Genomic DNA, 22,481 nt, shown 5'->3' with positions numbered 1-22,481 from the left:
TCCGCCCGCGCGCGGTAGACTAGCATCCGGCGATCCGGAAGGGCAGCGCCGAAGCGCTGCTCCCGGACCGAATGCCGGTCAGTGGGACGACGTGATGCCCGTGGTGGAGCCGTCGGGCTTCAGTTCGGCTGCCATGCAACCCTTGGAACCCATGCCCCAGCGGACCTGGACGGTCTGGCCAGGACGCAGCTCGGTGAAGCCGAAGCGGCGCAGCGTCTCCATATGGACGAAAATGTCCGGCGTGCCCTCGCCCTTGGTCAGGAAGCCGAAGCCCCGGACCCGGTTGAACCACTTTACGATCACGCGCTCCCAGTCGCTCTCTGGTTGTACGTGAACGTGAGTCCGCTGCGGAAGCAACGACGGATGAATGGCCGTCGACTCGTCCATCGAAAGAATGCGGAAAGCCTGCATGCCCTTCGGGCGGCGCAGAACCTGGCAATGGATCCGCGCACCTTCGTAGGCGGTCTGGTACCCGCCAGCCCGGAGGCATGTGACATGCAAAAGCACGTCCGTCAGCCCGTTGTCGGGAACGATGAAGCCATATCCCTTCGCTACGTCGAACCACTTAATGGTTCCAGCGATCTCGAATACTTCAAGACCACCCTCTTCCAGGCGCTCAAGATCGCCCTCAGCCAATACTCCGCCGCCCGGAAACTCCGGAGGTAGCTTGGAATCCCCCATAATTTTACCCCGCCTAACTTGGCCTACGTTGAACATTTATGCATCCCGGCCGCGGGAATACAGTCTTTGCCCTCAACATCGACTGCTCACGCGACTGGAACGAGCGAAGAATATCACCTGGGCTGTTCGAGGCTAGCCCCCCGTCCCATTGCGACACATCTGGAGGAGAGCCACTCACGGGGTGTCCACATGAGATCCTATCTGTAAACAACTGAGTTGATTAACCCTTTTTTAGTATTCCAATGCTGCAGAAAAAATCTTTCCGGGCTTTGACGGCTGCTATCCCGCAGCACTGCGGACGTGGAATAATCACTCCAAAGCGGCGCCGACCGGCGTGAGTGATTCGCGTCAGGAGGCCCGCCGATGGGGCATTGAACCCGCCCCCTGGGATGATTTGATGATGGGCTGGATGGTCGCCGCGGCCTGGGGATAAATTGCCCGAAACCAGGTCAGTCTCGAAATTCGAATGATCCTTATGACTTGCCGTGCTCAGCTCCGAACGTTCACCGGGTGTTCCCGTGGCCGTTACGCAACACAGGGAGATCGTCATGCGCTATCTTCATACGATGATCCGCGTCCGCAACCTGGACGAGAGCCTGGCGTTCTATTGCGGATTGCTCGGTCTGGTTGAAGTCCGCCGCATCGAGAACCGGGCCGGACGCTTCACACTGGTGTTTCTCGCCGCGCCCGCCGACCAGCCGAAGGCGGGTGCCGAGCGGGCGCCTCTCATCGAGCTCACATATAACTGGGACCCCGAGGATTACGGCTCGGCTCGGAACTTCGGGCATCTCGCCTTCGAGGTGGACGACATCTATGCCGCCTGCGCCAAGCTCGCAGCCGGCGGCGTCACCATCAACCGCCCACCGCGCGACGGTCGCATGGCGTTCGTGCGCTCGCCCGACCTCGTTTCCATCGAGCTTCTGCAGAAGGGCGCGGCGCTTCCGTCCGCCGAGCCCTGGGCCTCCATGGCCAACTCCGGCACCTGGTAACTCCCATCTTGGGAGGGCGAAAAGCGTATCGCGGTTCGCTCCCATGCTGCTCCGCAAGAAACCGTTCCCACGATGGCGCCCTGGAGAACAATTTTTCTGCATCTCATGCATACTGGAATGATATCCTATTTTTATTTCTCCATACCCCTTTATTTAAGAAACTCATTTTATTAGCTTCCGGCCATCGGAGGACTTCCATGTCTCAGTCACAAGTTCGGGCGCGCGCCGGTGGCATCGCCGGGGCGACGAAAGATCTTTCTGCCTTCAAAGACGAGGGCGAAGGGCGGGCGGCAGCCCTCAACGAGACGCTTGCGGCGATCGACAGCCTCGAAGGCCGTCTTCATGCCATCGCGGACGCTATCCCCGGACGGGTCACCTTCTCGACCAGCCTCGGCCTCGAGGACCAGGCGGTACTGCACGCAATCGCCGCCACGGGACGCCCCTTCGACGTTTTCACGCTCGATACCGGCCGCCATTTCCCCGAAACGCTCGAAACGCTCGACGCGAGCGAGCTGCGCTATGGCCTCAAGATCCGCGTCGTGTTTCCGGAAGCGAGCGATGTGGAGATGCTGGTGGCCCGCGACGGCATCATGGGGTTCCGCCAGTCCATCGAAGCTCGCAAGGCCTGCTGCGACGTGCGCAAGGTGAGACCGCTCAACAAGGCGCTGGCTGGCGCGGACGGCTGGCTGACCGGCCTCAGGCGCGATCAGTCGGCGGGCCGCGCGCTTGTGCCGTTCGCGGTCTGGGACGCCGAGCACAGCCTCGTGAAGCTCAACCCGATCGCCGACTGGAGCCTCGAGACGCTCGAAGCCTACATCGCCGAGAACGGGGTTCCGGTGAACCCGCTGCATGCGCGCGGATTTCCGTCCATCGGCTGTCAGCCGTGCACGCGCGCCATCCGCCCCGGCGAGGACATCCGCGCCGGCCGCTGGTGGTGGGAGAACGAGGACGGCAAGGAATGCGGGCTGCACAATCGCCCGAAATCGAAAGAGACGCAGGCATGACGCAGCCCATTTCCCATCTCGACCTGCTCGAGGCCGAGAGCATCCATATTTTCCGCGAAGCAGCGGCGCAGTTCCGCAAGCCGGTGCTTCTCTATTCCATCGGCAAGGACTCGACGGTTCTCCTGCATCTCGCCCGGAAGGCTTTCTGGCCGGGCAAGCTGCCCTTCCCGACGCTGCACATCGATACCGGCTGGAAGTTCCGGGACATGATCGCGTTCCGCGACAAGACAGCTCGTGACTTCGACCTCGATCTCATCGTGCACACCAACGAGGACGGAGCGGCCAAGGGCATCAATCCGATCGACTACGCGCCGTCCGTCTACACGGACGTGATGAAGACGGTGCCGCTCAAGCAGGCGCTCGACAAGTACGGCTTCGACGCCGCTTTCGGCGGGGCGCGCCGCGACGAGGAGGCGAGCCGCGCCAAGGAGCGCGTGTTCTCGTTCCGCGCGGAAGGTCATCGCTGGGATCCGCGCCGCCAGCGGCCGGAGATGTGGCGGCTGCTCAACGGCCGCCTCGGCGCAGGCGAGACGGTGCGCGTGTTTCCGCTCTCCAATTGGACCGAGCGCGACGTGTGGCGCTACATCCTGCGCGAGAAGCTCGACGTGGTGCCGCTCTATTTCGCCAAGGAGCGCCCGACCATCATCCGTAACGGCCAGCTCCTGATGCGCGACGACGATCGTCTCGCGGTGAAGCCCGGTGAGGCCATCGTAAACCGGCGCGTTCGCTTCCGCACGCTCGGCTGCTATCCGCTCACGGCAGCCGTCGAATCCGATGCCGACACCATCGAAAGCGTCGTCGCCGAAACGCTCGGCGCGCGCACGTCCGAACGGCAGGGCCGCCTCATCGACCACGATCAGGCCGGCGCCATGGAGAAGAAGAAGCAGGAAGGGTACTTTTGATGTCGGCACATCCCAACGCCCTTCAGGACGCGAAGGTCAAGAAATCGAAGACGCTCAAGGTCGTTTCCGACCAAGCCGCTCCCTCGTCTCCCCCTGCCGACCTGTCGCGCATCGCGCCCGAGCTTTCGGGCATGCTGCGCATCCTGACGTGCGGCTCCGTCGATGACGGCAAGTCGACGCTGATCGGCCGCCTCCTGTGGGACGCCACCGACCTTTACGACGACCAGCGCGAGACGCTCGCGCGCGGCAAGAAGGTGGATGGCGGCAATCCCGATTTCAGCCTGCTCATGGACGGCCTCGTGGCCGAGCGCGAGCAGGGCATCACCATCGATATCGCCTGGCGCTATTTCGACACCGCGCATCGCCGGTTCGTCGTGATCGACAGCCCGGGCCACGAGCAGTACACGCGCAACATGGCGTCGGGTGCCTCGCACGCCGATGTCGCCATTCTGCTGATCGACGCGCGCCACGGCATCAAGAAGCAGACGCGCCGTCACGCGGCTATCCTCGATCTCGTCGGCGTGAAGCGCGTGATCCTCGCCGTCAACAAGATGGATCTCGTCGGCTGGTCCGAGGACTCCTTCCGCAAGATCGAGGCCGACTTCCAGACGCTCTCCTGGCGCTTCGGCTTCTGGGAGGCGATCGCCATTCCGGCGGCCGCCGTTTCCGGCGACAACGTCGCGCGGGCTTCCGAGAACATGCCCTGGTACAAGGGGCCGACCCTTCTGCAGCATCTCGAGGAGCTGCCGAGCCGCGGCACCGAGCCCAAGGGCCCCTTCCGCTTTCCCGTGCAGACCGTGCTGCGCGACAGCCGCAACGATTTCCGTGGTCTTGCCGGCACCGTGAGCGCGGGCAGCGTGCGCGTGGGCGAGACGGTGGTCGACGCGCTTTCGAAGCGCAGCGCCAAGATCCTGCGCATCGCCACCATGGACGGCGATTTCGAGCAGGCCTCGCAAGGCCAAGCTGTCGCGATCCAGCTCGACACCGATATCGACGTGGCGCGCGGCGCCGTCCTCTCCAAAGCCGATGCGCGGCCCGTCGTGGCGCGCAGCCTCGAAACGCGCATGGTGTGGCTCAGCGAAACGCCGTATGATCCGCGCGGCTCCTATCTCTTGCGCACCGCAACAGATCTTACGCCGGTCTCCAACCTCAAGATCCGCGCGCTTCTCGATCTCGAGACACTCGCAACCACGCCTTCGGCGGAGTGCGGTGCAAACGACATCGCGATCGCCGACATCGCGCTCGGGCGGCCGGCGGCCATCGACACATTCGGCGAAGCGCCGGAAACCGGCAGCTTCATGCTGGTCGATGCCATCACTGGCGCTTCCATCGCAGGGGGCGTCGTCACCGAAGCGAAAGCGCAGGCGGCCGAAGCGGACGAGAACACCTTCGTGCTCACGCGCGCCATGCTGGAGCGCGGCCTCAACGCCGATCTCGGCGATCGTCCGGAGACGGAAGCCGAGTTCCGCAGACGCGCAAACGAGGTCGCACTAATCCTCAGAGCGGCCGGCATAAATGTCGAGATCGAGAGTGCTCCCGACTATTCGATCTGATCTAAATTTGCTATCAGTTGGCGGCAATAACGGAGACGCCGCCCATCATCATGGATGACATCCTTCTTTACGTCGCCATCGGCTTTGTCGCCCAGATGATCGACGGCGCAATCGGCATGGCTTACGGCGTAACGACGAGCTCTGTTCTGCTCGGCATGGGCGTTCCGCCAGCCACTGCGAGCGCGTGCGTGCATGCCGCCGAGACGTTCACCACGGGCGCCTCGGGCCTTGCGCACTGGAAGCTCGGAAACGTCGACCGGCGGCTGCTGTGGCGCCTCGCGGTGCCCGGAATGATCGGCGGCGCGATCGGTGCCTACGCGCTCTCCGAGTTTCCGGGCGACACGTTGAAGCCCTTCATCAGTGCCTACCTCCTGCTGCTCGGTCTCGTCATCATCTGGAAAGCTCTCGCGAGGAAACCTCTCGCCGCACCCGCTCCGCGCTCCGTCGCGCCGCTCGGCTTCTTCGGCGGCCTTCTTGATGCGATCGGCGGCGGCGGATGGGGACCGATCGTAACGTCGAGCCTGCTCGGACAGGGCGCGACGCCGCGCTACGCGATCGGCTCCGTCAATCTCGCGGAGTTCTTCGTCACCCTGACGATCTCGACGACTTTCTTCCTCACGGTGGGGCTCAGCCTCTGGCCTATCATTGCGGGGCTGATCGTCGGCGGCGTGATCGCGGCTCCGTTCGCCGCGCTCGCGGCCAAGCACGTGCCCGCCAAAGTGCTGATGCTGGTGGTCGGCTGCGTGGTCGTGCTGCTCTCCGTCCGAACGATCTACCTCACCCTCCAGTAGCTTACGAGCGACGTGACCCGATGTTCGATCCCTCCATCCTCGCTCAATGGCCGCATATCATCGCGGGCGGTTTCGGCGTGGGCTTCCTCGTCGGCATGACGGGGGTCGGCGCGGGCTCGCTCATGACGCCGTTTCTCATCACGCACGTCGGCGTGCAGCCCGCGCTCGCAGTCGGCACCGATCTTCTGTTCGCATCGATCACCAAGGCGTCGGCCGCCGCACCTCACCACAATTTCGGAAACGTGAACTGGCGCATCGTCCGCTGGCTCGCCGCGGGCAGCGTTCCCGGCGCGCTTGCGATGCTCGCGCTGATCGAATGGCTCGAGCCCAACCTCGAGGTGATGGCGCACGTCATCAAGAGCGCGCTGGTTACGGCACTCCTCATCAGTTCCATCGCCATCCTGATCTATCCGTTCATCACCCGCGGCAAGTGGAAGGAAGGCGCGGAGCTCAACCATCCGATCCGTCCGCTTCCGACGTTGCTGCTGGGCCTGCTGCTCGGCTCGATCGTGACGCTGACCTCGGTCGGCGCGGGCGCCATCGGCGTCGTGGTGCTGACGCTGCTCTATCCCGCGCTCAAGACCCGGCACCTGATCGGAACCGATATCGTGCACGCGGTTCCGCTCACGCTCGTCTCCGGGCTCGGCCACCTCGGCATGGGGAACACAAATTTCACCCTGCTCGGCCTGCTGCTGCTCGGCTCACTGCCCGGCATCGCGATCGGATCGCGCCTCACCGGCAAGCTGCCGGAGTGGTTCCTGCGCGCGTCCCTCGCAGCGATCCTCGTGTTCGCGGCGTCCCAACTCTACGCGAAGCTCTGAGCGCTGCTCAGCCGACCCCACATTGCCTTGTGCCTGGATCCCGGCCTCCGCCGGGATGACGTCCAGGTGTGGAAACGCGTGCACGGCCCGCTCCAACGGCAGACGGGCGCCTCTCCCGCACGGGAGAGGACGCTTCGTTGCTGGCCGCTAGTGAATAGTGCCGCTCAGACGAGCGTCACATCGCTGTGGAAGGTGTTGCCGCCGAGAGTGGCCTTCACGACACCGGCGCGGATCACGAAGTCGCCGAAGCGTTCGCCTTCCTGGCGCTCCTTTGCGTAGCGCAGAAACAACGGCTCCAGGAGCTCCACGATGCGGGCCTTGCCGACATCCTGCGCATAGAGCTTGTTGAGGCGTGTGCCTTCGTGCGCCGCGCCGAGGTAAAGGTTGTAAAGACCGGGCGCGCGGCCGACAAAGCCGATCTCCGCCATGTAGGGCCGGCCGCAGCCGTTCGGGCAACCGGTCATGCGGATGACGATATCGTCCTCGCGCAGGCCCGCCTTGTCGAGGCTGTCCTCGAGCGTCGTGATCAGCTCCGGCAGAAAGCGCTCGCTCTCGGCAAGCGCAAGCGCGCACGTCGGAAGCGCCACGCACGAGATCGAATTGCGGCGCAGGCCCGATGACGTCTTGATGTCGATGCCGTGCGCCTTGAGCGTAGCCTCGATCTTCGCCTTCTGCTTCGCACCGACGTTGCAGATAATGATGTTCTGGTTTCCGGTCAGCGAGAAGGTGATCCCGCCTGCCTGGGCGATTTCGCGGAGTGCCGTGCGCAGGTGCCGGTCTGGCGTATCCTTGATGCGGCCATTCTCGATGAAGAGACCCAGGTGCCACTTCTTGTCGGGACCCTGGTGCCAGCCGATGGGATCGCCCATGGATGTGAACTTGAATGGCCGCGCGTCACCGAGCTTGTAGCCGAGGCGCTTCTCGACCTCGGCGCGGTAGGCATCGGCTCCGAAGCGTTCGACCGTGTACTTCAAGCGGGCGTTCGCGCGGTTCTCGCGGTTGCCCCAATCGCGCTGCACGAGCATCACCTTCTCGGCCACGTCGATTGCCTGATCCGGCGTGCAGAAACCTATGACGTCGCCCGTGCGGGGGAAGGTTGCGGTATCGCCATGCGTCATGCCCATGCCGCCGCCTATGGAGACGTTCCAGCCCGCGAGCGCGCCCTTGGCATCGGTGATGGCGATGAAGCCCAGATCGTGCGCGAACACGTCCCCATCATTGTGCGGAGGCACGGCGATGACGATCTTGAACTTGCGCGGCAGGTAGTGGACGCCATAAAGCGGCTCGGTGTCGGGCACGGCGGGGCGCGACATGTCCGAGACCTTCTCACCTTCGAGCCAGATCTCGTGATACGCGCTGGTCTTCGGGAGCAGGTGATCGCTCACCTTGCGCGCGAAATCGCCAGCCGCTGCGTGCACGGGCGACATGAATGGATTGGCGACGCACATGACGTTGCGGTTCACGTCTCCGCACGCCGCGATGGTGTCGAGGCAGGCGTCGTTGATGGCCTGCATGGTGCGGCGCAGGTTCGACTTGATCACGCCGTGATACTGGAAGGTCGCGCGCGTGGTGAGGCGCAGCGTGCCGTTGGCGTAGTTCCCGGCGATATCGTCGAGCTTCAGCCACTGCTCGGGCGAGACGAGGCCGCCCGGCAGACGCAGGCGGATCATGAAGCTGTACGCCTTTTCGAGCTTCTTCTTCGCCCGCTCGCCGCGCACGTCCCGGTGGTCCTGCATGTAGGATCCGTGGAACTTGATGAGCTGCGTGTCGTCCTCGGCGATAGCGCCAGTCTCCACGTGCGAAAGACCATCGGCGATGGTTCCGCGGAGATAGTGGCTCTCTTCCTTGAGGAACTCGTTCTTCGAGCGTTTGTCGGTCATGGGGGTCCTGGGCAGTGAGACGGCAAGCGATGCGGCAGCAGGGAAGGAAAAAACGAAACCGCTAGTTCCATCCGCCTGCTGCGCGCTGCCTTAATATACGTCGCGTTGATAGCGGCCGGCCTTGGCGAGATCCTTGAGCTTGGCGCGCCCTGCTTCCTCGTCGCCATTGGCCGTTTCGGCAAGAATGCGCGCAAGCGTGACGTCGACATCCTTGGCCATGCCCTTCTCGTCGCCGCACACGTAAATGTGGGCGCCTTCGTCGAGCCATTTCTGAAGCTCCGCGCGGCGCTCCCACAGGCGCGTCTGGACGTAGATCTTCTCCGGCTGATCACGGGAGAAGGCCACATCGATGCGCGAAAGCGTACCGGAGGCGAGGTGGTCCTGCCATTCGAGCTGGTAGAGGAAATCGTTCGAGAAGTTGCGCTCACCGAAGAACAGCCAACTCTTGCCCTTGGCGCCGGTCTCGGCACGCTCCTCGATGAAGCCGCGGTAGGGCGCGACGCCGGTGCCGGCGCCGATCATGATGATCGGGCGGTCTCCGTCGGCGGGCAGGCCGAAGTGGCGGTTCGGCTTGACGTAGATGCGGGCCTTGCCGCCGACCTTGCAGCGGTCGGCGAGATAGGTGGAGGTCACGCCCTTGCGCGCCCTGCCGTGAGACGACCAGCGCACCGCGCCGACCAGAAGATGCGCTTCGCCGGGATGAGCCTTGAGGCTCGACGCCACGGAATAGAGACGGCCCGGGAGCGGACGCAGCAGCTTCAGGAATTGATCGCCTGCGAGCTTCTCCGGGAAGCTCTCGAACAGGTCGATCAACTGGCGATCGGCGGCGAAGCGCGCCAGTTCTCCCTCTTCCAGCAGCTTGGCGACGCCCTTGCTGCCGGTGAGCTTGGCATAGGCGTCCACCAATGGACGCGAGAGCGTGGTGATGTCGTAGCTCTCGACCAGCTTCTTCTTGAGAGCCGCGTCGCCTGCGAGGCCGACGGCCTTGAGCAGGTCTTCGGCCAGCTCCGGATCGTTCTCCGGGAAGAGGCCGATGGCATCGCCCGGCTTGTAGATGAAGCCCGGGTCCTCGACCGCAAACTCGGCGTGCCACGTCTCACGGGTGGAGCCGGTGCCGTTCAGGTTGATCAGCTCCGAGATCTCGGCCTCGGCGGGGTTCTCCGCGGTGAAGCGCGGCTCGTCGTCCTCGTCGGCGGCAACAGGCGTCTTGAAGTCAACATGCACGACCGTAGCCGATCCGGCGGGCTCGGCAGGCGCGATAGTCTCGAGCGCCTTGTCGGTCCAGGCAGCAGCGGCCTTCTGGAAGTCGAGGTCGAGGTCCACCCGGTCGGCCGCGCGGATGCCGCCCAGCGCTTCGAGCCGTTTGTCGACCTCGCGGCCGGTCTGGCAGAAGTTGACGTAGGCGGTGTCGCCAAGGGCGAGCACGGCAAAGCGCACCCCATCGAAGCGGGGTGCGTCCTCCGACAGGATCGCTTTATAGAAATCGGCCGCGCGCTGCGGCGGGTCGCCCTCGCCCCAGGTCGAGATATAGACGATGAGATTCTTGGCCTTCGCGAGCGTGGCGAGGTCGGCGTCGGCCATATCGACTACGCGCACGTCGAAATTCTGCTTTGCGGCCAGCTTCTTAGCCTTCAGCGCCAGGGTTTCCGCGTTGCCGGACTCGCTGCCATAGAGAATGGTGAGCGGCTGGCGCGGGCGGGGCGCCTGGGCAGCAGGGGCCACAGCGCCGACTGACTGTCCGTGGGCGGCATCCAGGCCGGCGAGGAACCCCGAAAGCCAGCTCCGCTGCAGCGGCGTCGAGCGCTGCACGAGTTGGTTCAGCACGTTGATATCCTCGGCCGCGAACGGCGCGTTCTTCGGCAAAAATGGAACCGCGGTCACCCGCTCCTCCTCCATCACCCCTGGGAAACCGGCGCTTCGAATTGGCCTCGCGCTGCCGGTCTGATCATCCTAGCGGCCATTCGTAAAATTCGATCTACGGAGCCGCCGGCATTTGATTGCCGGAGATACACCAACGTAGAAATTTTTTCCATGGCTTTAAGGTCGCGATGCCGTAATCGCAATGTCATTCCCCGTGATGCTTCTGTCTTAGACAATCATTGCGGACATATATCCGAAATCGTATCGCTTTTATGCCCCGGCCGCGGTTCGGGGCACAGGCTCACGAAGAGACCCGCCGACGCGCTCCTCATCCTTTGGTACGGCCAGGCCCCAGGGCCTCCTGCACGCCGTTAAGACCTCGCCCCGTCACACGAACTCGTGACGCACTGTTACTTTGCTCCGCAGGCGGCCTGTGGTTACTTACGGGCAAGGGGATCGTGCTTGACAAGCAAGGCTCGATCCGCAGACTGAGGCGGTCATAAAACGAAGACTGACGACCTCAGTGGGGGGCTCTTGGCGGAGCGCTCTTTCTGTAAAGCAGCTTGTCGCATTTTAAGGAGGAACCATCATGAAGACCTGGACCAAGCCCGCAGTTCGTGAGCAGGAAGTCGGCCTCGAAGTCACCAGCTACCTGCCGGCTGAGATCGACATCATCTAAATCGATCCGCTCGCAACGCGTTTGAGCAGTTCTGGCGCGGCGGTCGAACCCATCGGCCGCCGTAGTCATTTGGGGGCTTAGTCCGTTGAGGATCTAGTCTTTTCAAGGACTTTGGTCCTCCCCACTCTCACTCGCGTCCTCCGGCCGATGCTCTTCATTTGCGGCGCCGCTTTCGGCGAGGCACGCCGCCCAAAAAGCGAATAAGTCATGATCATCAGGATCCTGGGGGCGGCTGCTGGCGGCGGCTTTCCTCAGTGGAACTGTAACGGTCGCAACAGCGCTGCTGTCCGCGCTGGCAAACCGGGCTTCCGCCCGCGGACCCAGTGCTCGCTCGCGCTGTCTGCGAACGGCTCGGATTGGGTGTTGCTCAACGCCTCGCCCGATCTCCGCCAGCAGATCAACGAGACCCCAGCCCTCGGCGCCCGGGCGGACGGACCTTTGCGCAACAGCCCCATCACCGCCGTGGTTCTCACCGGCGCCGATGTGGACTTCATTGCAGGCCTCCTGAATCTCCGGGAACTGCAGCCGTTTTCGATCTACGGATCGTCCCGCGTTCTCGATACGCTGGCCTCCAACTCGATCTTCAACGTGCTCGACGCGTCGGTGGTCAAACGCAACGTGCTCTCTTTCGGCGAGCCGACGCCCATCACGGGCGCGGGCCGCGACACGGGGATCGTGGTCGAAGCCTTTCCGGTGCCCGGCAAGATCGCGCTCTATCTCGAGGCGGGAAGCTCAACAAACAACTACGGCAGCCGCGAAGGCGATGCGATCGGGCTCAAGATCACGGAAGCGAGCACGGGCAAGAACTTCTTCTTCGTGCCTGGATGCGCGATCGTGGACGAGGAGCTCGCCGGGCGGCTCAAAGGCGCGCCGCTCGTGTTCTTCGACGGCACGCTCTACACGGACGACGAGATGATCCGGCAGGGCCTGATGCAGAAGACAGGCGCGCGGATGGGGCACATGAGCATCTCGGGCTCCGAGGGCTCGATTGCCGCGTTCGAGCCGTTGAACGTCGCGCGCAAGATTTACGTCCATATCAACAATTCCAACCCGGTGCTCGACGACAACTCGCCCGAGCGCCGCGCAACGGAAGCGGCCGGCTGGGAGGTCGGCTATGACGGAATGGAGATCCACCTATGAGCGAGCGTCGCGCGGGCCCTGATACGCAAGCGCTGTGGAGCCCCGAGGAATTCGAAGCGGCCATTCAAGCCGTGGGCGCGGAGCGCTATCACGACAAGCATCCGTTCCATAAGCTTCTGCACGGTGGCAAGCTCAACAAGGGCCAGGTGGCGGCCTGGGCGCTCAATCGCTACTGCTACCAGTCGGCCGTGCCGCGCAAGGATGCGGCCCTCGTGAGCCGCGTTCTCGACCGGCAGCTCCGCCGCGACTGGATCCATCGCGTGCTCGAGCACGACGGTCACGGCGAGGATCCCGGCGGCATAGAGCGCTGGCTGGTTTTGACGGACGGGCTCGGCCTCGACCGCGACTACGTGCAGAGCATGGCCGGCGCGCTTCCCGCGACCCGGTTCGCCGTCGAAGCCTATGTGCGCTTCGTCTACGAGCAGCCGCTCACGGTTGCGGTCGCCTCCTCGCTCACCGAGCTTTTCGCGCCCAAGATCCACAAGGAGCGCATCGCGGGCATGCTCGAAAACTATGACTTCATCGACGACAAGGTGATGGCATACTTCAAGAAGCGGCTCGTGCAGGCGCCGTTCGATGCGGACTTCGCGCTCAATTACATCAAGACGCACGCGAAGACCCGCGAAGAGCAGGAAGCCTGCGTAGATGCCGTGCGCTTCAAATGCAACGTGCTTTGGGCGCAGCTCGATGCACTGCACCATGCTTACGTGACCCCGGGCTGGATTCCGCCCGGCGCTTTCAGGCCGGAGACGCTGAATGTCTGAGACGTCCGAGCCCCGCAGCATGCCGACCCGCCTGATCGTGGCGGGCGACACGAAACTCGTGCTGCCACGGCATATCAAGCTCCGGCACGATCCCGGCCGCGGCCGATGGATCATCCTGGCGCCGGAGCGCGTGTTCAACCCCGACGATACGGCCGTCGAAGTGCTCAAGCGCCTCGACGGACAACGTTCCGTGAGCGAGATCGCGGAAGCCTTGTCTCAAGAGTATCAGGCCCCACTTGAGGTGGTGACTGAAGACATTCTGGCCATGCTCCAAGACCTTACCGACAAGGGTGTGCTGGCCAAAGCCTAGTGCGTGGCCGGCTGAGAGAGGATAGCGACGCATGAACGAGATCGCACCGACCCACGTGACCGAGACGGCGATGCCCGTCTGCGCCCGCAACGCCGACGGGGCGCCGGTTGCCGATCCAGGTCCGGACCCTGCGCTTTGCGCCCGCGCGCCGATCGGCATGCTGTGCGAGCTGACGCATCGCTGCCCGCTCCAGTGCCCCTACTGCTCGAACCCGGTCGAGCTCGAGCGCGTGAACGCAGAGCTGACAACGGAGGAATGGCAGGATGTGATGCGCCAGGCCGCATCGCTCGGCGTGCTTCAGATCCATCTCTCCGGCGGTGAGCCGACGGCGCGGAAGGATCTCGAGGACATCGTGAAGGTGGCGGCCGAGGTGGGTCTCTATACCAACCTGATCACCGCCGGCGTGACGCTGACGCGCGACCGCCTCGCGAAGCTCGCGGAGGTGGGGCTCGATCACGTTCAGCTCTCCGTGCAGGACGTCGATCCGGACAACGCCGACCGCATCGCCGCCTACAAGGGCGGCATGGCGAAGAAGATCCAGGTGGCGGGATGGGTGCGCGAGCTCGGCCTGCCGCTGACGATCAACTGCCCGATCCATCGCCAGAACATCCACAACGTTCCGCGCATGATCGATTTTGCCGTCGAGATGGGCGCCGGGCGCGTGGAGATCGCGCACGTGCAGTATTATGCCTGGGCGCTCGTGAACCGCGCCGCCCTGATGCCCACGCGCGAAGCGTTCATGACGGCTGCCCGCCAGGTGGAAGAGGCGCGCGCCAAGTACAAGGGCATCATCGTCATCGATGCCATCGTGCCGGACTACTACGCCAAGTTCCCGAAGCCCTGCATGGGCGGCTGGGCGCGCGGCATCGTCAATATCACTCCCTCGGGACGAGTCCTTCCGTGTCACGCAGCCGAGTCGATCAAGGGGCTCGAGTTCGACAACATCAAGACGCGGCCGCTTGCCGACATCTGGCTCAATGGCGAGGCGTTCCAGAAGTACAGGGGCACCTCCTGGATGAAGGAGCCGTGCCGGAGCTGCCCGCGCAAGGAGATCGACTACGGCGGGTGCCGTTGCCAAGCGTTCGCCCTCACCGGCGATGCGGCCAATACCGATCCGGCCTGCTCTCTTTCTCCACTGCACGCACAGTGGCAAGCCGTTGCAGAGGTGGAGAGCCACAGCCCCAACGCTCCGGAGTTCATCTACCGGCGCGTGGGCGGTGCAGCAAAGAAACCGGAAACGCACAACGCATCTTGAGCCGCTGACTAGGGTCAAGTACAGCTAGTGGATGAGCCTGGGTGCGGCAACTTGTTCACTCCAGGTTCAGGCAAACTTTGCGAGTATGGGCCGCTTGCCAGGTAGTGCGGGAGGCCGCCCGGCAGGACGGTTAGAAGAAGGTTTCGGAGGATTCGGAAGATGCTCAAGTGGGTTATTGCGGCCGCCGCGCTCGTGGCTGCACCTGTCGCTGCGTCGGCGCAAGATGCAGAGGCGGGTGCCGCTGTATTCAAGAAGTGCGCTGCCTGCCATCAGATCGGCCCTGATGCGAAGAATGGCCTTGGCCCGGCACTCACCTGCGTTGCAGGTAAGGCTGCTGGCCATCATGAAGGTTTCAACTATTCCGACGCGGTGAAGAACTCGGGCATCACCTGGACGGACGAGAACCTGCTTGCATGGTTCGAGAAGGACGACGCCGTCGTCAAGGGCAACAAGATGATCTTCCCGGCCGGTATCAAGAACGAGGACGATCGCAAGAACCTGCTCGCCTACATCAAGTCGCAGTGCAAAGAGTAATCTGCACGCGCGCGAGCTGATCTAAGAAGACGCCGCGGATCTTGCATCCGCGGCGTTTTTCTTTTCAGAGGGGGGTGACGTCGCTCGCGTCGAGGTGCGTGAGCCAATGGGCGAGCGGATGGCCGGCGACAACGGCTTCGGGCGCGATCTCGGCCAAGGGCACCAGCACGAACGCGCGCTCCGTGATGCGCGGATGAGGCAAAACGAGATCGCTCTCGGCAAGCACCGCATCCCGGTAGATCAGCACGTCGACGTCGATGACGCGCGGTCCCCAGCGCCGCTCGCGGACACGCTTCATCTCCTCCTCGATGCCGAGGCAGCGGCGCAGCAGATCCTGCGGAGAAAGGTCCGTCTTGACCGCGATGCAGGCGTTGACGAACCAATCCTGATCGAGCACGCCCCACGGAGCCGTGCGGTAGAGGCGCGAAGCCCGCACGAGTGCGATATCGCCCTTCGCGGTCAGAAGGGCGATCGCCTGATGGATGTTCGCTTCCTTGTCGCCGACGTTGGATCCGAGCCCGATCAGGGCATCGAACGCGGGTGTTGCGTCAGAGGATGACGTTGTGGCGGGCGGCGTCATGGGCGGGCAGGACACTGCTTGCCGGCGCGTCTGGACACAGGCCGTCGCCCGCGCGACGAAGAGGCCGGGCTGCCGGTCCGAATCCCAGAGGCGTCATCCCGGCCAATGCCGGGATACGCCAGCCGCATCACGCGATCAGTCATACTTGATGTAAGAGAAGCGCATGTCGCCGGCCGGCGTGCCTTCGAGAACGCCCTCCTTGCCCGGCTGCCAATGGACGACCTCCTCGATCTTCTTGGCGAGGGCCAGGTCTTTCTCGGTGATGCCCTTGGCGGAATGCGTCACCAGCCGGACCTCGACCCAGGCGTAAGAAGCGGTGATGTCGGGATGGTGCCAGGCCGCCTCGGCGAGGTGGCCGACGGTGTTGATGACCATCAACGTGCCCTTCCAGCTCGACGTCTTGTATGTGCGGCGGATCCATCCGTCCTCGAGGCGCCATTCCGGTAGATTCTCGGCCAGCCACTTCGTGACCTCGCCATCAGAAAGTGCCTTGTCCCGGGGGCTGCTCATATTGCTCTCTCCTCGCCTTTCGTGGACTATTGCGCCTGCCCTGCGCGCGGGCCTGCTCGGGCGCCTTGGCTTTGGATACCGCTTGCCGCATTTTCCGCGACGAACCGGTTTCCACTTCGCGGCAAAATGCTCTAGAGCACGTCTGCCCTCAAGGGAATCCTGCCCTCGGGCGCAATCGGGCTCCCTCGTTCTTAATTTTGAGATTTACTCATGCTCTCGATGCGCGATGCCGCGCGCCTCGCTGAGACCAGGCTCCAACCCTCGCAGAGGCGAGATCCGGCGGCGAACGTCCCCCACCAAGGAAGCGCTCTCAGATGCACGACACACACCCGGTCAGAGGCTGCAGCGTCTCGGCACCCGCTCGGCTTCATCTGGGGTTTCTAGATCTGAACGGGGGGCTGGGGCGCCGCTACGGCTCGATCGGGCTTGCCCTCGACGCACCCAGCACGGACATCCGCGTGGAGCGGGCCGAGACCATGTCGGCCTCGGGCCCGGAGCGCGAGCGTGTCCTCACGGTGCTCGCCCGCTGTTCGGAGGCCTTGAAGCTCAAAGGGGCCTACCGCGTGGAAGTCGCCCGTGCGATTCCCGCCCATGCGGGGCTCGGCTCGGGCACGCAACTCGCGCTTGCCATCGGCCTTGCGCTCATGCGGCTCGAAGGGCTTTCGCTCTCGCCGCAGCAGATCGGTGACCTCGCCGGACGCGGCGCGCGCTCGGCCATCGGCATGGCGGCCTTCGAGGCCGGCGGCTTCATCGTGGATGGGGGACGCGGCGCCATCGACCAGCCGCCGCCGGTGCTGATCCAGAGCCCTTTTCCCGAGGACTGGCGGGTGCTGCTGGTGCTCGACCCCAAGGCGCAAGGGGCACATGGAGACCGCGAGACCAAAGCCTTCGCGGCCTTGCCTCCGTTCCCTGCCGAGCTTGCGGACCGGCTTTGCCGGCTCGTTCTCATGCAGCTTGCCCCGGGCCTGAAGGAAGCCGACATCGGCGCGTTCGGCGCGGCGTTAACCGAGATTCAGCGGATCGTGGGCGGCCATTTTGCGGCGGCACAGGGGGGCAGCCCCTGGACCTCGCCTCCTGTCGGAGCGCTGCTCAAAAAGGCGTCAGAGCTCGGTGCAACAGGTATCGGCCAGACCTCGTGGGGGCCGACCGGATTCGGGTTCGTACCCTCTCCGGATGTGGCAGACCGCCTCTATCATTCTTTAGTCGAAGACGCTAAAGCGATGGGCCTTGAAATCGCGGTGGTGCGAGGGCGCAATGCCGGAGCGACGATCGCGGCCGATTGAGACGAGCACGCCGACACTCAAGACAATGAGCGGCCAAGCCTTTTGTGAACGGGAGACGATTTTATGAGTGAAGCCACGCCGATTCTGCACATGCTCTCGCCGCAGAAGCACATGAGCCCGTTCGACGTGAACATGGCGGCCGACGCCGGTTACAAGGTGATCGTTCCCTACATCAACGTGACCCAGGAAGAGGTCACGGGTCTCGTTCAGGACGCGATCTTCTCGCGTCCGCCGGATTACGGCGTCCGCACCGGCTTCTTCGTCGGCGGCAAGGATGCGATCCTCGCTCTCGACTTCCTCGAAGCCGCGCGCAAGGCGCTGGTTCCCCCGTTCCAGCTTTCCGTGCTAGCCGATCCCGCCGGGTCGTTCACGACGGCGGCCGCGATGGTGGCTTGCGTCGAGCGCGTGCTGAAGCTCAAGTTCGGCCGCGGCTGGAAGGGCACCAAGGTCGCCGTGTTCGGCGCTACCGGCGTCGTCGGCTTCGCCTCCTCGATCATCGTCGCGCTCGAAGGCGCAGAGGTTAAGCTCGTCGCTCACCGCGGCGTCGATCGCGTCATCAAGTCGGCGCAAGTCTCGAAGGAGCGCTTCGGCGTCGACCTCGAGGCGGTGTCCGGTGAAACGGAAGATCAGAAGCGCGAGATCATCTCCAACGCCGAGGTCATCTTCGCGGCCGCAGCCGCCGGCGTGCAGGTGATCTCGAAGGAGCAGAAGGCCTACGCCGACAAGCTGCTCGTCGTCGCCGACGTCAACGCCGTGCCGCCCGCAGGCGTAGAAGGCATGGAGCTGTTCATGGACGGCGCCCCGCTTCCGGGCTGCAATGCCCTCGGCGTCGGCCCGCTCGCGATCGGCGACATCAAATACAAGACGGAGTCCGGCCTCTTCAAGCAGATGATCAACTCGCAGGAGGCCCTTTCTCTCGACTTCCGTCACGCCTTCGCGCTGGCCCGCCAGCTCGTGGCTTGACCGGCGAGACCGTCCTCATTGCCGCCTTTTCCGCGCGGGCGCTTGCGGCGTCCGCGCGGAGGGCTGGCTACGAGCCATTGGTCGTCGACTGCTTCGGCGACGAGGATACGGTGGCTCTCGCTGCCGCCTCGCGCTGCCTTCCTGCCCGCGTCCAGGTCGGCTTCACGGCGCGCCCCCTGATCGCAGCCCTCGAAAGCCTCGTGGCGGAGGCCTCATCCCCGCCGATCGGGCTCGTGCTCGGCTCGGGCTTCGAATGCAATCCGCGCCTCGTCTCTAAAATCGCAGCACGATTTCCTCTCATCGGCAACGATGCCGAGACCATCCAGCGCACGAAAGATCCTGCGCACTTCTTCAGAATTCTCGACGAGCTCGGCGTTCCCCATCCCGAGACGCGGCTCGATGCTCCGTCCGACACCGACGGCTGGCTGATGAAGCGGATTGGCGGCAGCGGCGGCCTTCACATCCACATCTGTCCCTCCGAGCCCCGTCGCGACGCGCGCCGCTATTTCCAGCGCCGCATCGCAGGCGAGGAGATCTCGCTCATGGGGCTCGTCTCCGAGAAAAGCGCCGCATTCGCGGCTAGCCGCCAGTGGACCAGCCCGCTTCCACGCCGTCCGTTCCGCTACGGCGGGGCCACCGGCTCGCTCCCGCTCGAGGAAGATCTCGAAGCGCGCCTCATCGAAATGTCTCTTGCGGTCTCCGAAGCGCTCTCGCTTCGCGGTATCGTCTCGTTCGACTATCTCGTACGCGACGGCGAGCCGTTCCTGCTCGAGGTCAATCCGCGCCCCGGCGCGACACTCGACGTGTTCGACGACGCTGCGGGCACGCTTTTCAAGGCTCATGTGGAAGCCTGCGGCGGCGGCGATCCCGCGGCTCTTCTCGCCTCCGGCTGGCATCCGCCCGTCGCGCGCGCCGCCGCCTTTCTCTATGCGGACAAGGGCCCTCTCTCCGTTTCCTCCATCGACTGGCCGGACTGGGCCTCTGACCGGCCACGCCCCGGCAGCGTGATCGGCGCGGGCCAGCCGCTTGCGACGGTGATCGCCGAAGGACTTTCGGTTGACGAGGTGCAGGCCGCGTGCGTTCAACGCTTGGGCGCCCTCGAAACTTTGCTGTATGACCATTCAAACAAAAAGGGAGCTCAACAATGAGCAGCACTCAGGGCTTCGCGCCGAGCGTCAACGCACGGGCGGGCATTCTGGTCGACGATCTGGCCGCGAACGCCCAGGCCTTGCGCGTGTCCGTCACCACCGGCGCGGCGGGTGAGCGGTGCATCGACCTGGGCTCAAACGTTCCGGGCGGCCTCGAAGCGGGCCGGCGGCTCGGAGAGATCTGCATGGGCGGCCTCGGAACGGTGACGCTCACCTCGTCCTCGGGTCTCGAGCGCTGGCCGCTCGGCGTCGTCGTGCACTCGTCCAACCCCGTCGTCGCGTGCCTCGGCAGCCAGTACGCAGGCTGGACCATCACGGACGACAGCGGCTTCTTCGCGCTCGGCTCGGGTCCGGCGCGCGCACTCTCGCGCGTCGAGGAGCTCTACAAGGAGCTCGGCTACATCGATCATCACAACAAGGGCGCGCTCGTGATCGAGGGCGACAAGGCGCCGCCGCCGGGCGTCGCCACCAAGGTTGCAGAGGCTTGCGGCATCAAGACCAGCGATCTCACGGTTCTCTACGCGCCGACGGGCAGCCTCGCGGGCACGGTGCAGATCGCCGCGCGCGTGCTCGAGGTGGCGCTTCACAAGGCGCACGCGCTCCATTTCGATCTCGGCAACATCGTCGACGGCTACGGCGTGGCGCCGATCGCGCCGCCGATCCCGGATTTCGTCAAGGCGATGGGCCGCACCAACGACGCCATCATCTACGGCGGGCGCATCCATCTCTTCGTGCGCGGCACCGACGAAGCCGCCAAGAAGCTCGCAGATGCGCTGCCCTCCAACACCTGCTCCATCTACGGCAAGCCGTTCGCGGAGATCTTCGCCAGCGTCAACGGCGACTTCTACAAGATCGACGCCTCGCTGTTCAGCCCCGCGGTCGTCACCGTGTCGAACCTCGACACGGGCTCCTCCTTCCACGCCGGCAAGCTCGCGCCCGACATCGTCGACGCGAGCTTCCGCTAAACTTCGGCCCTCTCCCGGCCAAGGGAGCGGGAAAGGCTCATGAACAAGCTCGTCACAGCTTCCGACCTCGACGACGCGGCCCCTCGCGGGCCGCGCATCGTGCTGTTCGTCGAGGACGGCTCCGGTGACTGGCACGCGCGCCGCCTCAAGCGCGCGATGGAGGCGCGCGGCGCGCAGGTAGTGACCACCACGCTGAGCGCCTGCGCCTTCGATACGTCTTGCCCGAGCGGCATCGAGATTCCGGGCTTCGACGGGCTGCTGCCGGACGGCGCTTTCGTCCGCTCGGTTTCAACCGGCACGCTCGAGCAGATCACCTTCCGGCTCGGCATTCTTCATGCGCTGCGCGAAAGCGGCATCCGCGTCTGGAACGACGCCCGTGCGATCGAGCGCTGCGTCGACAAATCGACCGCGACGTTCCTGTTCCAGAAGGCAGGCCTCGCCACACCGCCGACGCGCGTGGTGGAGACCCGAGCGCGCGCGCTCGCGCACGCGATGCGGGATCCGCGTCCGCTGGTGGTGAAGCCCTTGTTCGGAAGCCAGGGTAACGGCGTGCGCCGCGCGCAAGGTCCCGAGGAGCTGCCGCCGCCGGAGGACGTGGGCGACGTCTATTACATGCAGCACTATCTGAGACGGCCCGAAGCCACTCAGTTCGAGGATTGGCGCGTGTTCGTCTCGCAGGGGCGCATTCTCTCGGCCATGGTCCGGCGCGGCAAAAGCTGGATCACGAACGTGCATCAAGGCGCTGAGCCGGTGGCGCACGAGCCTTGCGACGAGATGCGCCAGCTCGCACTCGGTGCCGTCTCGACCATCGGCGCCGACTACGCCGGCGTGGATCTGATCCGCGACCAGGGCGGGCGCCTCATGGTGCTCGAAATCAATTCGAACCCGGCCTGGAAAGGCCTCCAGAGCGTGACATCGGTCGATATCGCCGACACCATCGCGGCGGATTTTCTATCGGCGGTGACGAAGGCCAAGGCGTGATGGCGTTCCCGCTCTCCCGCGACACGATCGAGGCCGCCTTTCTTTCGGCATGCCGTGCCGAGCTCACTGCGCTGAAGCCCGGCAACGTCCATATCCATGCGGCAGGGCATGGCATGGAGACGCTGCATTTCGAGCGCGCCGCGCTGGCAGCGGCCCCCTTCCTCGGCGATCCCGCACGCGGCGTCGGCGCGCGTATTCTAGGTGCCGTCGGCGCCAGCGTCGCGGCGGCGGGGTGCAACACCAATCTCGGGATCGTGCTGCTCTGCGCGCCTCTCGCGGTCGCTTCGGGCGGGCGAGAGGAGCCTTCCGACCTTCGAGACCGTCTCGGCCGCGTGCTCGATGGACTCGACCGGGCTGACGCGGATCAGGCGTTTCAGGCGATCGTCATCGCCAATCCTGCGGGACTTGGCCGCGCGGATGCGGGCGACGTTAACGGCCCTCCGAGCATGACGCTCAAGGACGCGATGGCCCTCGCCGCCGATCGGGACCGGATCGCGCGGGCCTACGTCACACGCTTCGATGACATCTTCTCCCACGCGCTGCCCGAACTTTATGCAGCCCGCCGCAGTGCCGAAAGCGAAAGCATGGCCATTACTGCACTGCACATGAGCCTGCTTGCGTCGTTCCCGGATAGTCATATTGCGCGCAAATATGGTGACGATGCCGCAGAGGCCGTGCGCAGGGAGGCGGCCGACTGCGCAGCCCTCTGGCGTCCCGCACCGCGGCAGGAGACCTGGCAGGCACTGCTCGATCTCGACAGCAGCCTCAAATCGCGCGGGCTAAACCCCGGAACGACCGCGGACTTCGTCGTCGCGACGCTTTTCGCAGATGCGCTCATCGCCGCAGGCCGAGAAACCATGTCCCCTTAGGTTGTGTCTCCCTTCGGGA

Annotated in this window: 23 protein-coding genes; 18 read left to right on the top strand and 5 right to left on the bottom strand. The window is 64.7% G+C overall.

Features of this window, described 5'->3' with window-relative positions; translation table 11 throughout:
* Window positions 1–78 precede the first annotated feature (78 nt).
* Window positions 79–681, bottom strand: coding sequence for a cold-shock protein (locus F812_RS0112325; protein WP_026868089.1), 603 nt, complete (start codon window positions 679–681; stop codon window positions 79–81).
* Between the two features lie 548 nt (window positions 682–1,229).
* Between F812_RS0112325 and F812_RS0112320 the strand changes: the two genes are divergently transcribed.
* The 6 genes from F812_RS0112320 to F812_RS0112295 all read left to right on the top strand — a co-directional run bounded on the left by F812_RS0112320 (window position 1,230) and on the right by F812_RS0112295 (window position 6,741).
* Complete coding sequence (locus F812_RS0112320) at window positions 1,230–1,670, top strand: VOC family protein (RefSeq protein ID WP_020086288.1); 441 nt, start codon at window positions 1,230–1,232, stop codon at window positions 1,668–1,670.
* A gap of 197 nt (window positions 1,671–1,867) precedes the next feature.
* The gene (locus tag F812_RS0112315) at window positions 1,868–2,674 is read left to right on the top strand and encodes a phosphoadenylyl-sulfate reductase (protein WP_020086287.1); all 807 of its coding nucleotides are present in this window, start codon (window positions 1,868–1,870) and stop codon (window positions 2,672–2,674) included.
* Window positions 2,671–3,576: a sulfate adenylyltransferase subunit CysD gene (cysD, locus tag F812_RS0112310; protein ID WP_020086286.1), complete on the top strand. Its 906-nt coding sequence runs from the start codon at window positions 2,671–2,673 to the stop codon at window positions 3,574–3,576. The genes F812_RS0112315 and cysD overlap by 4 nt, the downstream gene beginning before the upstream one ends.
* Window positions 3,576–5,129 carry a sulfate adenylyltransferase subunit 1 gene (locus F812_RS0112305; protein ID WP_020086285.1) on the top strand — a complete coding sequence of 518 codons (1,554 nt, stop codon included), beginning with the start codon at window positions 3,576–3,578 and terminating at the stop codon, window positions 5,127–5,129. The genes cysD and F812_RS0112305 overlap by 1 nt, the downstream gene beginning before the upstream one ends.
* A gap of 50 nt (window positions 5,130–5,179) precedes the next feature.
* On the top strand, window positions 5,180–5,920 hold the full coding sequence (locus F812_RS0112300; protein WP_020086284.1) for a sulfite exporter TauE/SafE family protein: 741 nt from the start codon (window positions 5,180–5,182) through the stop codon (window positions 5,918–5,920).
* 20 nt (window positions 5,921–5,940) lie between these two features.
* Window positions 5,941–6,741 (top strand): sulfite exporter TauE/SafE family protein, encoded by an 801-nt coding sequence (locus tag F812_RS0112295; protein WP_020086283.1) that lies wholly within the window; start codon window positions 5,941–5,943, stop codon window positions 6,739–6,741.
* A gap of 164 nt (window positions 6,742–6,905) precedes the next feature.
* Here the strand turns inward: F812_RS0112295 and F812_RS0112290 are convergent, their stop codons facing one another.
* Together F812_RS0112290 and F812_RS0112285 are read right to left on the bottom strand one after the other, a co-directional pair.
* Window positions 6,906–8,621, bottom strand: a complete 1,716-nt coding sequence (locus F812_RS0112290) for an NADPH-dependent assimilatory sulfite reductase hemoprotein subunit (RefSeq protein WP_020086282.1) — start codon at window positions 8,619–8,621, stop codon at window positions 6,906–6,908.
* Between the two features lie 90 nt (window positions 8,622–8,711).
* Window positions 8,712–10,502 carry a diflavin oxidoreductase gene (locus F812_RS0112285; protein ID WP_026868087.1) on the bottom strand — a complete coding sequence of 597 codons (1,791 nt, stop codon included), beginning with the start codon at window positions 10,500–10,502 and terminating at the stop codon, window positions 8,712–8,714.
* A 568-nt stretch (window positions 10,503–11,070) separates the two neighbouring features.
* Between F812_RS0112285 and pqqA the strand changes: the two genes are divergently transcribed.
* The 6 genes from pqqA (at window position 11,071) to F812_RS0112255 (ending at window position 15,163) form a co-directional block, all read left to right on the top strand.
* Window positions 11,071–11,160 (top strand): pyrroloquinoline quinone precursor peptide PqqA, encoded by a 90-nt coding sequence (gene pqqA / locus F812_RS23730; RefSeq protein ID WP_020086280.1) that lies wholly within the window; start codon window positions 11,071–11,073, stop codon window positions 11,158–11,160.
* A 207-nt stretch (window positions 11,161–11,367) separates the two neighbouring features.
* Entirely contained in the window at window positions 11,368–12,300 is a 933-nt protein-coding gene (gene pqqB / locus F812_RS0112275) for a pyrroloquinoline quinone biosynthesis protein PqqB (protein ID WP_020086279.1), read from the top strand.
* Window positions 12,297–13,064 (top strand): pyrroloquinoline-quinone synthase PqqC, encoded by a 768-nt coding sequence (gene pqqC, locus F812_RS0112270; RefSeq protein ID WP_020086278.1) that lies wholly within the window; start codon window positions 12,297–12,299, stop codon window positions 13,062–13,064. Before pqqB ends, pqqC begins: the two co-directional genes overlap by 4 nt.
* Complete coding sequence (gene pqqD / locus F812_RS0112265) at window positions 13,057–13,374, top strand: pyrroloquinoline quinone biosynthesis peptide chaperone PqqD (protein ID WP_020086277.1); 318 nt, start codon at window positions 13,057–13,059, stop codon at window positions 13,372–13,374. The genes pqqC and pqqD overlap by 8 nt, the downstream gene beginning before the upstream one ends.
* Window positions 13,375–13,405: 31 nt before the next feature.
* Window positions 13,406–14,629, top strand: coding sequence for a pyrroloquinoline quinone biosynthesis protein PqqE (gene pqqE, locus F812_RS0112260; RefSeq protein ID WP_020086276.1), 1,224 nt, complete (start codon window positions 13,406–13,408; stop codon window positions 14,627–14,629).
* Window positions 14,630–14,788: 159 nt separating this feature from the next.
* The gene (locus F812_RS0112255) at window positions 14,789–15,163 is read left to right on the top strand and encodes a c-type cytochrome (protein WP_020086275.1); all 375 of its coding nucleotides are present in this window, start codon (window positions 14,789–14,791) and stop codon (window positions 15,161–15,163) included.
* A 64-nt stretch (window positions 15,164–15,227) separates the two neighbouring features.
* Here the strand turns inward: F812_RS0112255 and folK are convergent, their stop codons facing one another.
* Together folK and F812_RS0112245 are read right to left on the bottom strand one after the other, a co-directional pair.
* On the bottom strand, window positions 15,228–15,743 hold the full coding sequence (folK, locus tag F812_RS0112250; RefSeq protein WP_020086274.1) for a 2-amino-4-hydroxy-6-hydroxymethyldihydropteridine diphosphokinase: 516 nt from the start codon (window positions 15,741–15,743) through the stop codon (window positions 15,228–15,230).
* Window positions 15,744–15,878: 135 nt separating this feature from the next.
* Window positions 15,879–16,253: a 4a-hydroxytetrahydrobiopterin dehydratase gene (locus tag F812_RS0112245; protein ID WP_020086273.1), complete on the bottom strand. Its 375-nt coding sequence runs from the start codon at window positions 16,251–16,253 to the stop codon at window positions 15,879–15,881.
* Between the two features lie 314 nt (window positions 16,254–16,567).
* On the opposite strand from F812_RS0112245, the gene F812_RS0112240 reads away from it, so the two are divergent.
* The 6 genes from F812_RS0112240 to F812_RS0112215 all read left to right on the top strand — a co-directional run bounded on the left by F812_RS0112240 (window position 16,568) and on the right by F812_RS0112215 (window position 22,462).
* Window positions 16,568–17,536 (top strand): beta-ribofuranosylaminobenzene 5'-phosphate synthase family protein, encoded by a 969-nt coding sequence (locus F812_RS0112240; RefSeq protein WP_020086272.1) that lies wholly within the window; start codon window positions 16,568–16,570, stop codon window positions 17,534–17,536.
* Between the two features lie 63 nt (window positions 17,537–17,599).
* On the top strand, window positions 17,600–18,499 hold the full coding sequence (locus F812_RS0112235; protein ID WP_020086271.1) for an NAD(P)-dependent methylenetetrahydromethanopterin dehydrogenase: 900 nt from the start codon (window positions 17,600–17,602) through the stop codon (window positions 18,497–18,499).
* A complete protein-coding gene (locus F812_RS0112230) occupies window positions 18,496–19,647 on the top strand; it encodes an ATP-grasp domain-containing protein (protein ID WP_020086270.1) in 1,152 nt (383 codons plus the stop codon). Before F812_RS0112235 ends, F812_RS0112230 begins: the two co-directional genes overlap by 4 nt.
* Window positions 19,644–20,612, top strand: a complete 969-nt coding sequence (gene mch, locus F812_RS0112225) for a methenyltetrahydromethanopterin cyclohydrolase (RefSeq protein ID WP_020086269.1) — start codon at window positions 19,644–19,646, stop codon at window positions 20,610–20,612. Before F812_RS0112230 ends, mch begins: the two co-directional genes overlap by 4 nt.
* A gap of 39 nt (window positions 20,613–20,651) precedes the next feature.
* Window positions 20,652–21,593, top strand: a complete 942-nt coding sequence (locus tag F812_RS0112220) for an ATP-grasp domain-containing protein (RefSeq protein WP_020086268.1) — start codon at window positions 20,652–20,654, stop codon at window positions 21,591–21,593.
* Window positions 21,593–22,462, top strand: a complete 870-nt coding sequence (locus F812_RS0112215; RefSeq protein WP_020086267.1) for a triphosphoribosyl-dephospho-CoA synthase — start codon at window positions 21,593–21,595, stop codon at window positions 22,460–22,462. Before F812_RS0112220 ends, F812_RS0112215 begins: the two co-directional genes overlap by 1 nt.
* Window positions 22,463–22,481: the final 19 nt, after the last annotated feature.

The organism is Hyphomicrobium zavarzinii ATCC 27496 (assembly GCF_000383415.1).
In the GTDB taxonomy this organism is placed as follows: Bacteria; Pseudomonadota; Alphaproteobacteria; order Rhizobiales; family Hyphomicrobiaceae; genus Hyphomicrobium_C; species Hyphomicrobium_C zavarzinii.
Note: the sequence above shows the minus strand (reverse complement) of the source record. Positions and strands in the feature narration are given on the sequence as shown.

What these genes read in the sequence shown, in the direction of transcription:
- F812_RS0112325 (WP_026868089.1), bottom strand. Translation starts at nt 681, where the DNA reads ATGGGGGATTCCAAGCTACCTCCGGAGTTTCCGGGCGGCGGAGTATTG.
- F812_RS0112320 (WP_020086288.1), top strand. Translation starts at nt 1,230, where the DNA reads ATGCGCTATCTTCATACGATGATCCGCGTCCGCAACCTGGACGAGAGC.
- F812_RS0112315 (WP_020086287.1), top strand. Translation starts at nt 1,868, where the DNA reads ATGTCTCAGTCACAAGTTCGGGCGCGCGCCGGTGGCATCGCCGGGGCG.
- cysD (WP_020086286.1), top strand. Translation starts at nt 2,671, where the DNA reads ATGACGCAGCCCATTTCCCATCTCGACCTGCTCGAGGCCGAGAGCATC.
- F812_RS0112305 (WP_020086285.1), top strand. Translation starts at nt 3,576, where the DNA reads ATGTCGGCACATCCCAACGCCCTTCAGGACGCGAAGGTCAAGAAATCG.
- F812_RS0112300 (WP_020086284.1), top strand. Translation starts at nt 5,180, where the DNA reads ATGGATGACATCCTTCTTTACGTCGCCATCGGCTTTGTCGCCCAGATG.
- F812_RS0112295 (WP_020086283.1), top strand. Translation starts at nt 5,941, where the DNA reads ATGTTCGATCCCTCCATCCTCGCTCAATGGCCGCATATCATCGCGGGC.
- F812_RS0112290 (WP_020086282.1), bottom strand. Translation starts at nt 8,621, where the DNA reads ATGACCGACAAACGCTCGAAGAACGAGTTCCTCAAGGAAGAGAGCCAC.
- pqqA (WP_020086280.1), top strand. Translation starts at nt 11,071, where the DNA reads ATGAAGACCTGGACCAAGCCCGCAGTTCGTGAGCAGGAAGTCGGCCTC.
- pqqB (WP_020086279.1), top strand. Translation starts at nt 11,368, where the DNA reads ATGATCATCAGGATCCTGGGGGCGGCTGCTGGCGGCGGCTTTCCTCAG.
- pqqC (WP_020086278.1), top strand. Translation starts at nt 12,297, where the DNA reads ATGAGCGAGCGTCGCGCGGGCCCTGATACGCAAGCGCTGTGGAGCCCC.
- pqqD (WP_020086277.1), top strand. Translation starts at nt 13,057, where the DNA reads ATGTCTGAGACGTCCGAGCCCCGCAGCATGCCGACCCGCCTGATCGTG.
- pqqE (WP_020086276.1), top strand. Translation starts at nt 13,406, where the DNA reads ATGAACGAGATCGCACCGACCCACGTGACCGAGACGGCGATGCCCGTC.
- F812_RS0112255 (WP_020086275.1), top strand. Translation starts at nt 14,789, where the DNA reads ATGCTCAAGTGGGTTATTGCGGCCGCCGCGCTCGTGGCTGCACCTGTC.
- folK (WP_020086274.1), bottom strand. Translation starts at nt 15,743, where the DNA reads ATGACGCCGCCCGCCACAACGTCATCCTCTGACGCAACACCCGCGTTC.
- F812_RS0112245 (WP_020086273.1), bottom strand. Translation starts at nt 16,253, where the DNA reads ATGAGCAGCCCCCGGGACAAGGCACTTTCTGATGGCGAGGTCACGAAG.
- F812_RS0112240 (WP_020086272.1), top strand. Translation starts at nt 16,568, where the DNA reads ATGCACGACACACACCCGGTCAGAGGCTGCAGCGTCTCGGCACCCGCT.
- F812_RS0112235 (WP_020086271.1), top strand. Translation starts at nt 17,600, where the DNA reads ATGAGTGAAGCCACGCCGATTCTGCACATGCTCTCGCCGCAGAAGCAC.
- mch (WP_020086269.1), top strand. Translation starts at nt 19,644, where the DNA reads ATGAGCAGCACTCAGGGCTTCGCGCCGAGCGTCAACGCACGGGCGGGC.
- F812_RS0112220 (WP_020086268.1), top strand. Translation starts at nt 20,652, where the DNA reads ATGAACAAGCTCGTCACAGCTTCCGACCTCGACGACGCGGCCCCTCGC.
- F812_RS0112215 (WP_020086267.1), top strand. Translation starts at nt 21,593, where the DNA reads ATGGCGTTCCCGCTCTCCCGCGACACGATCGAGGCCGCCTTTCTTTCG.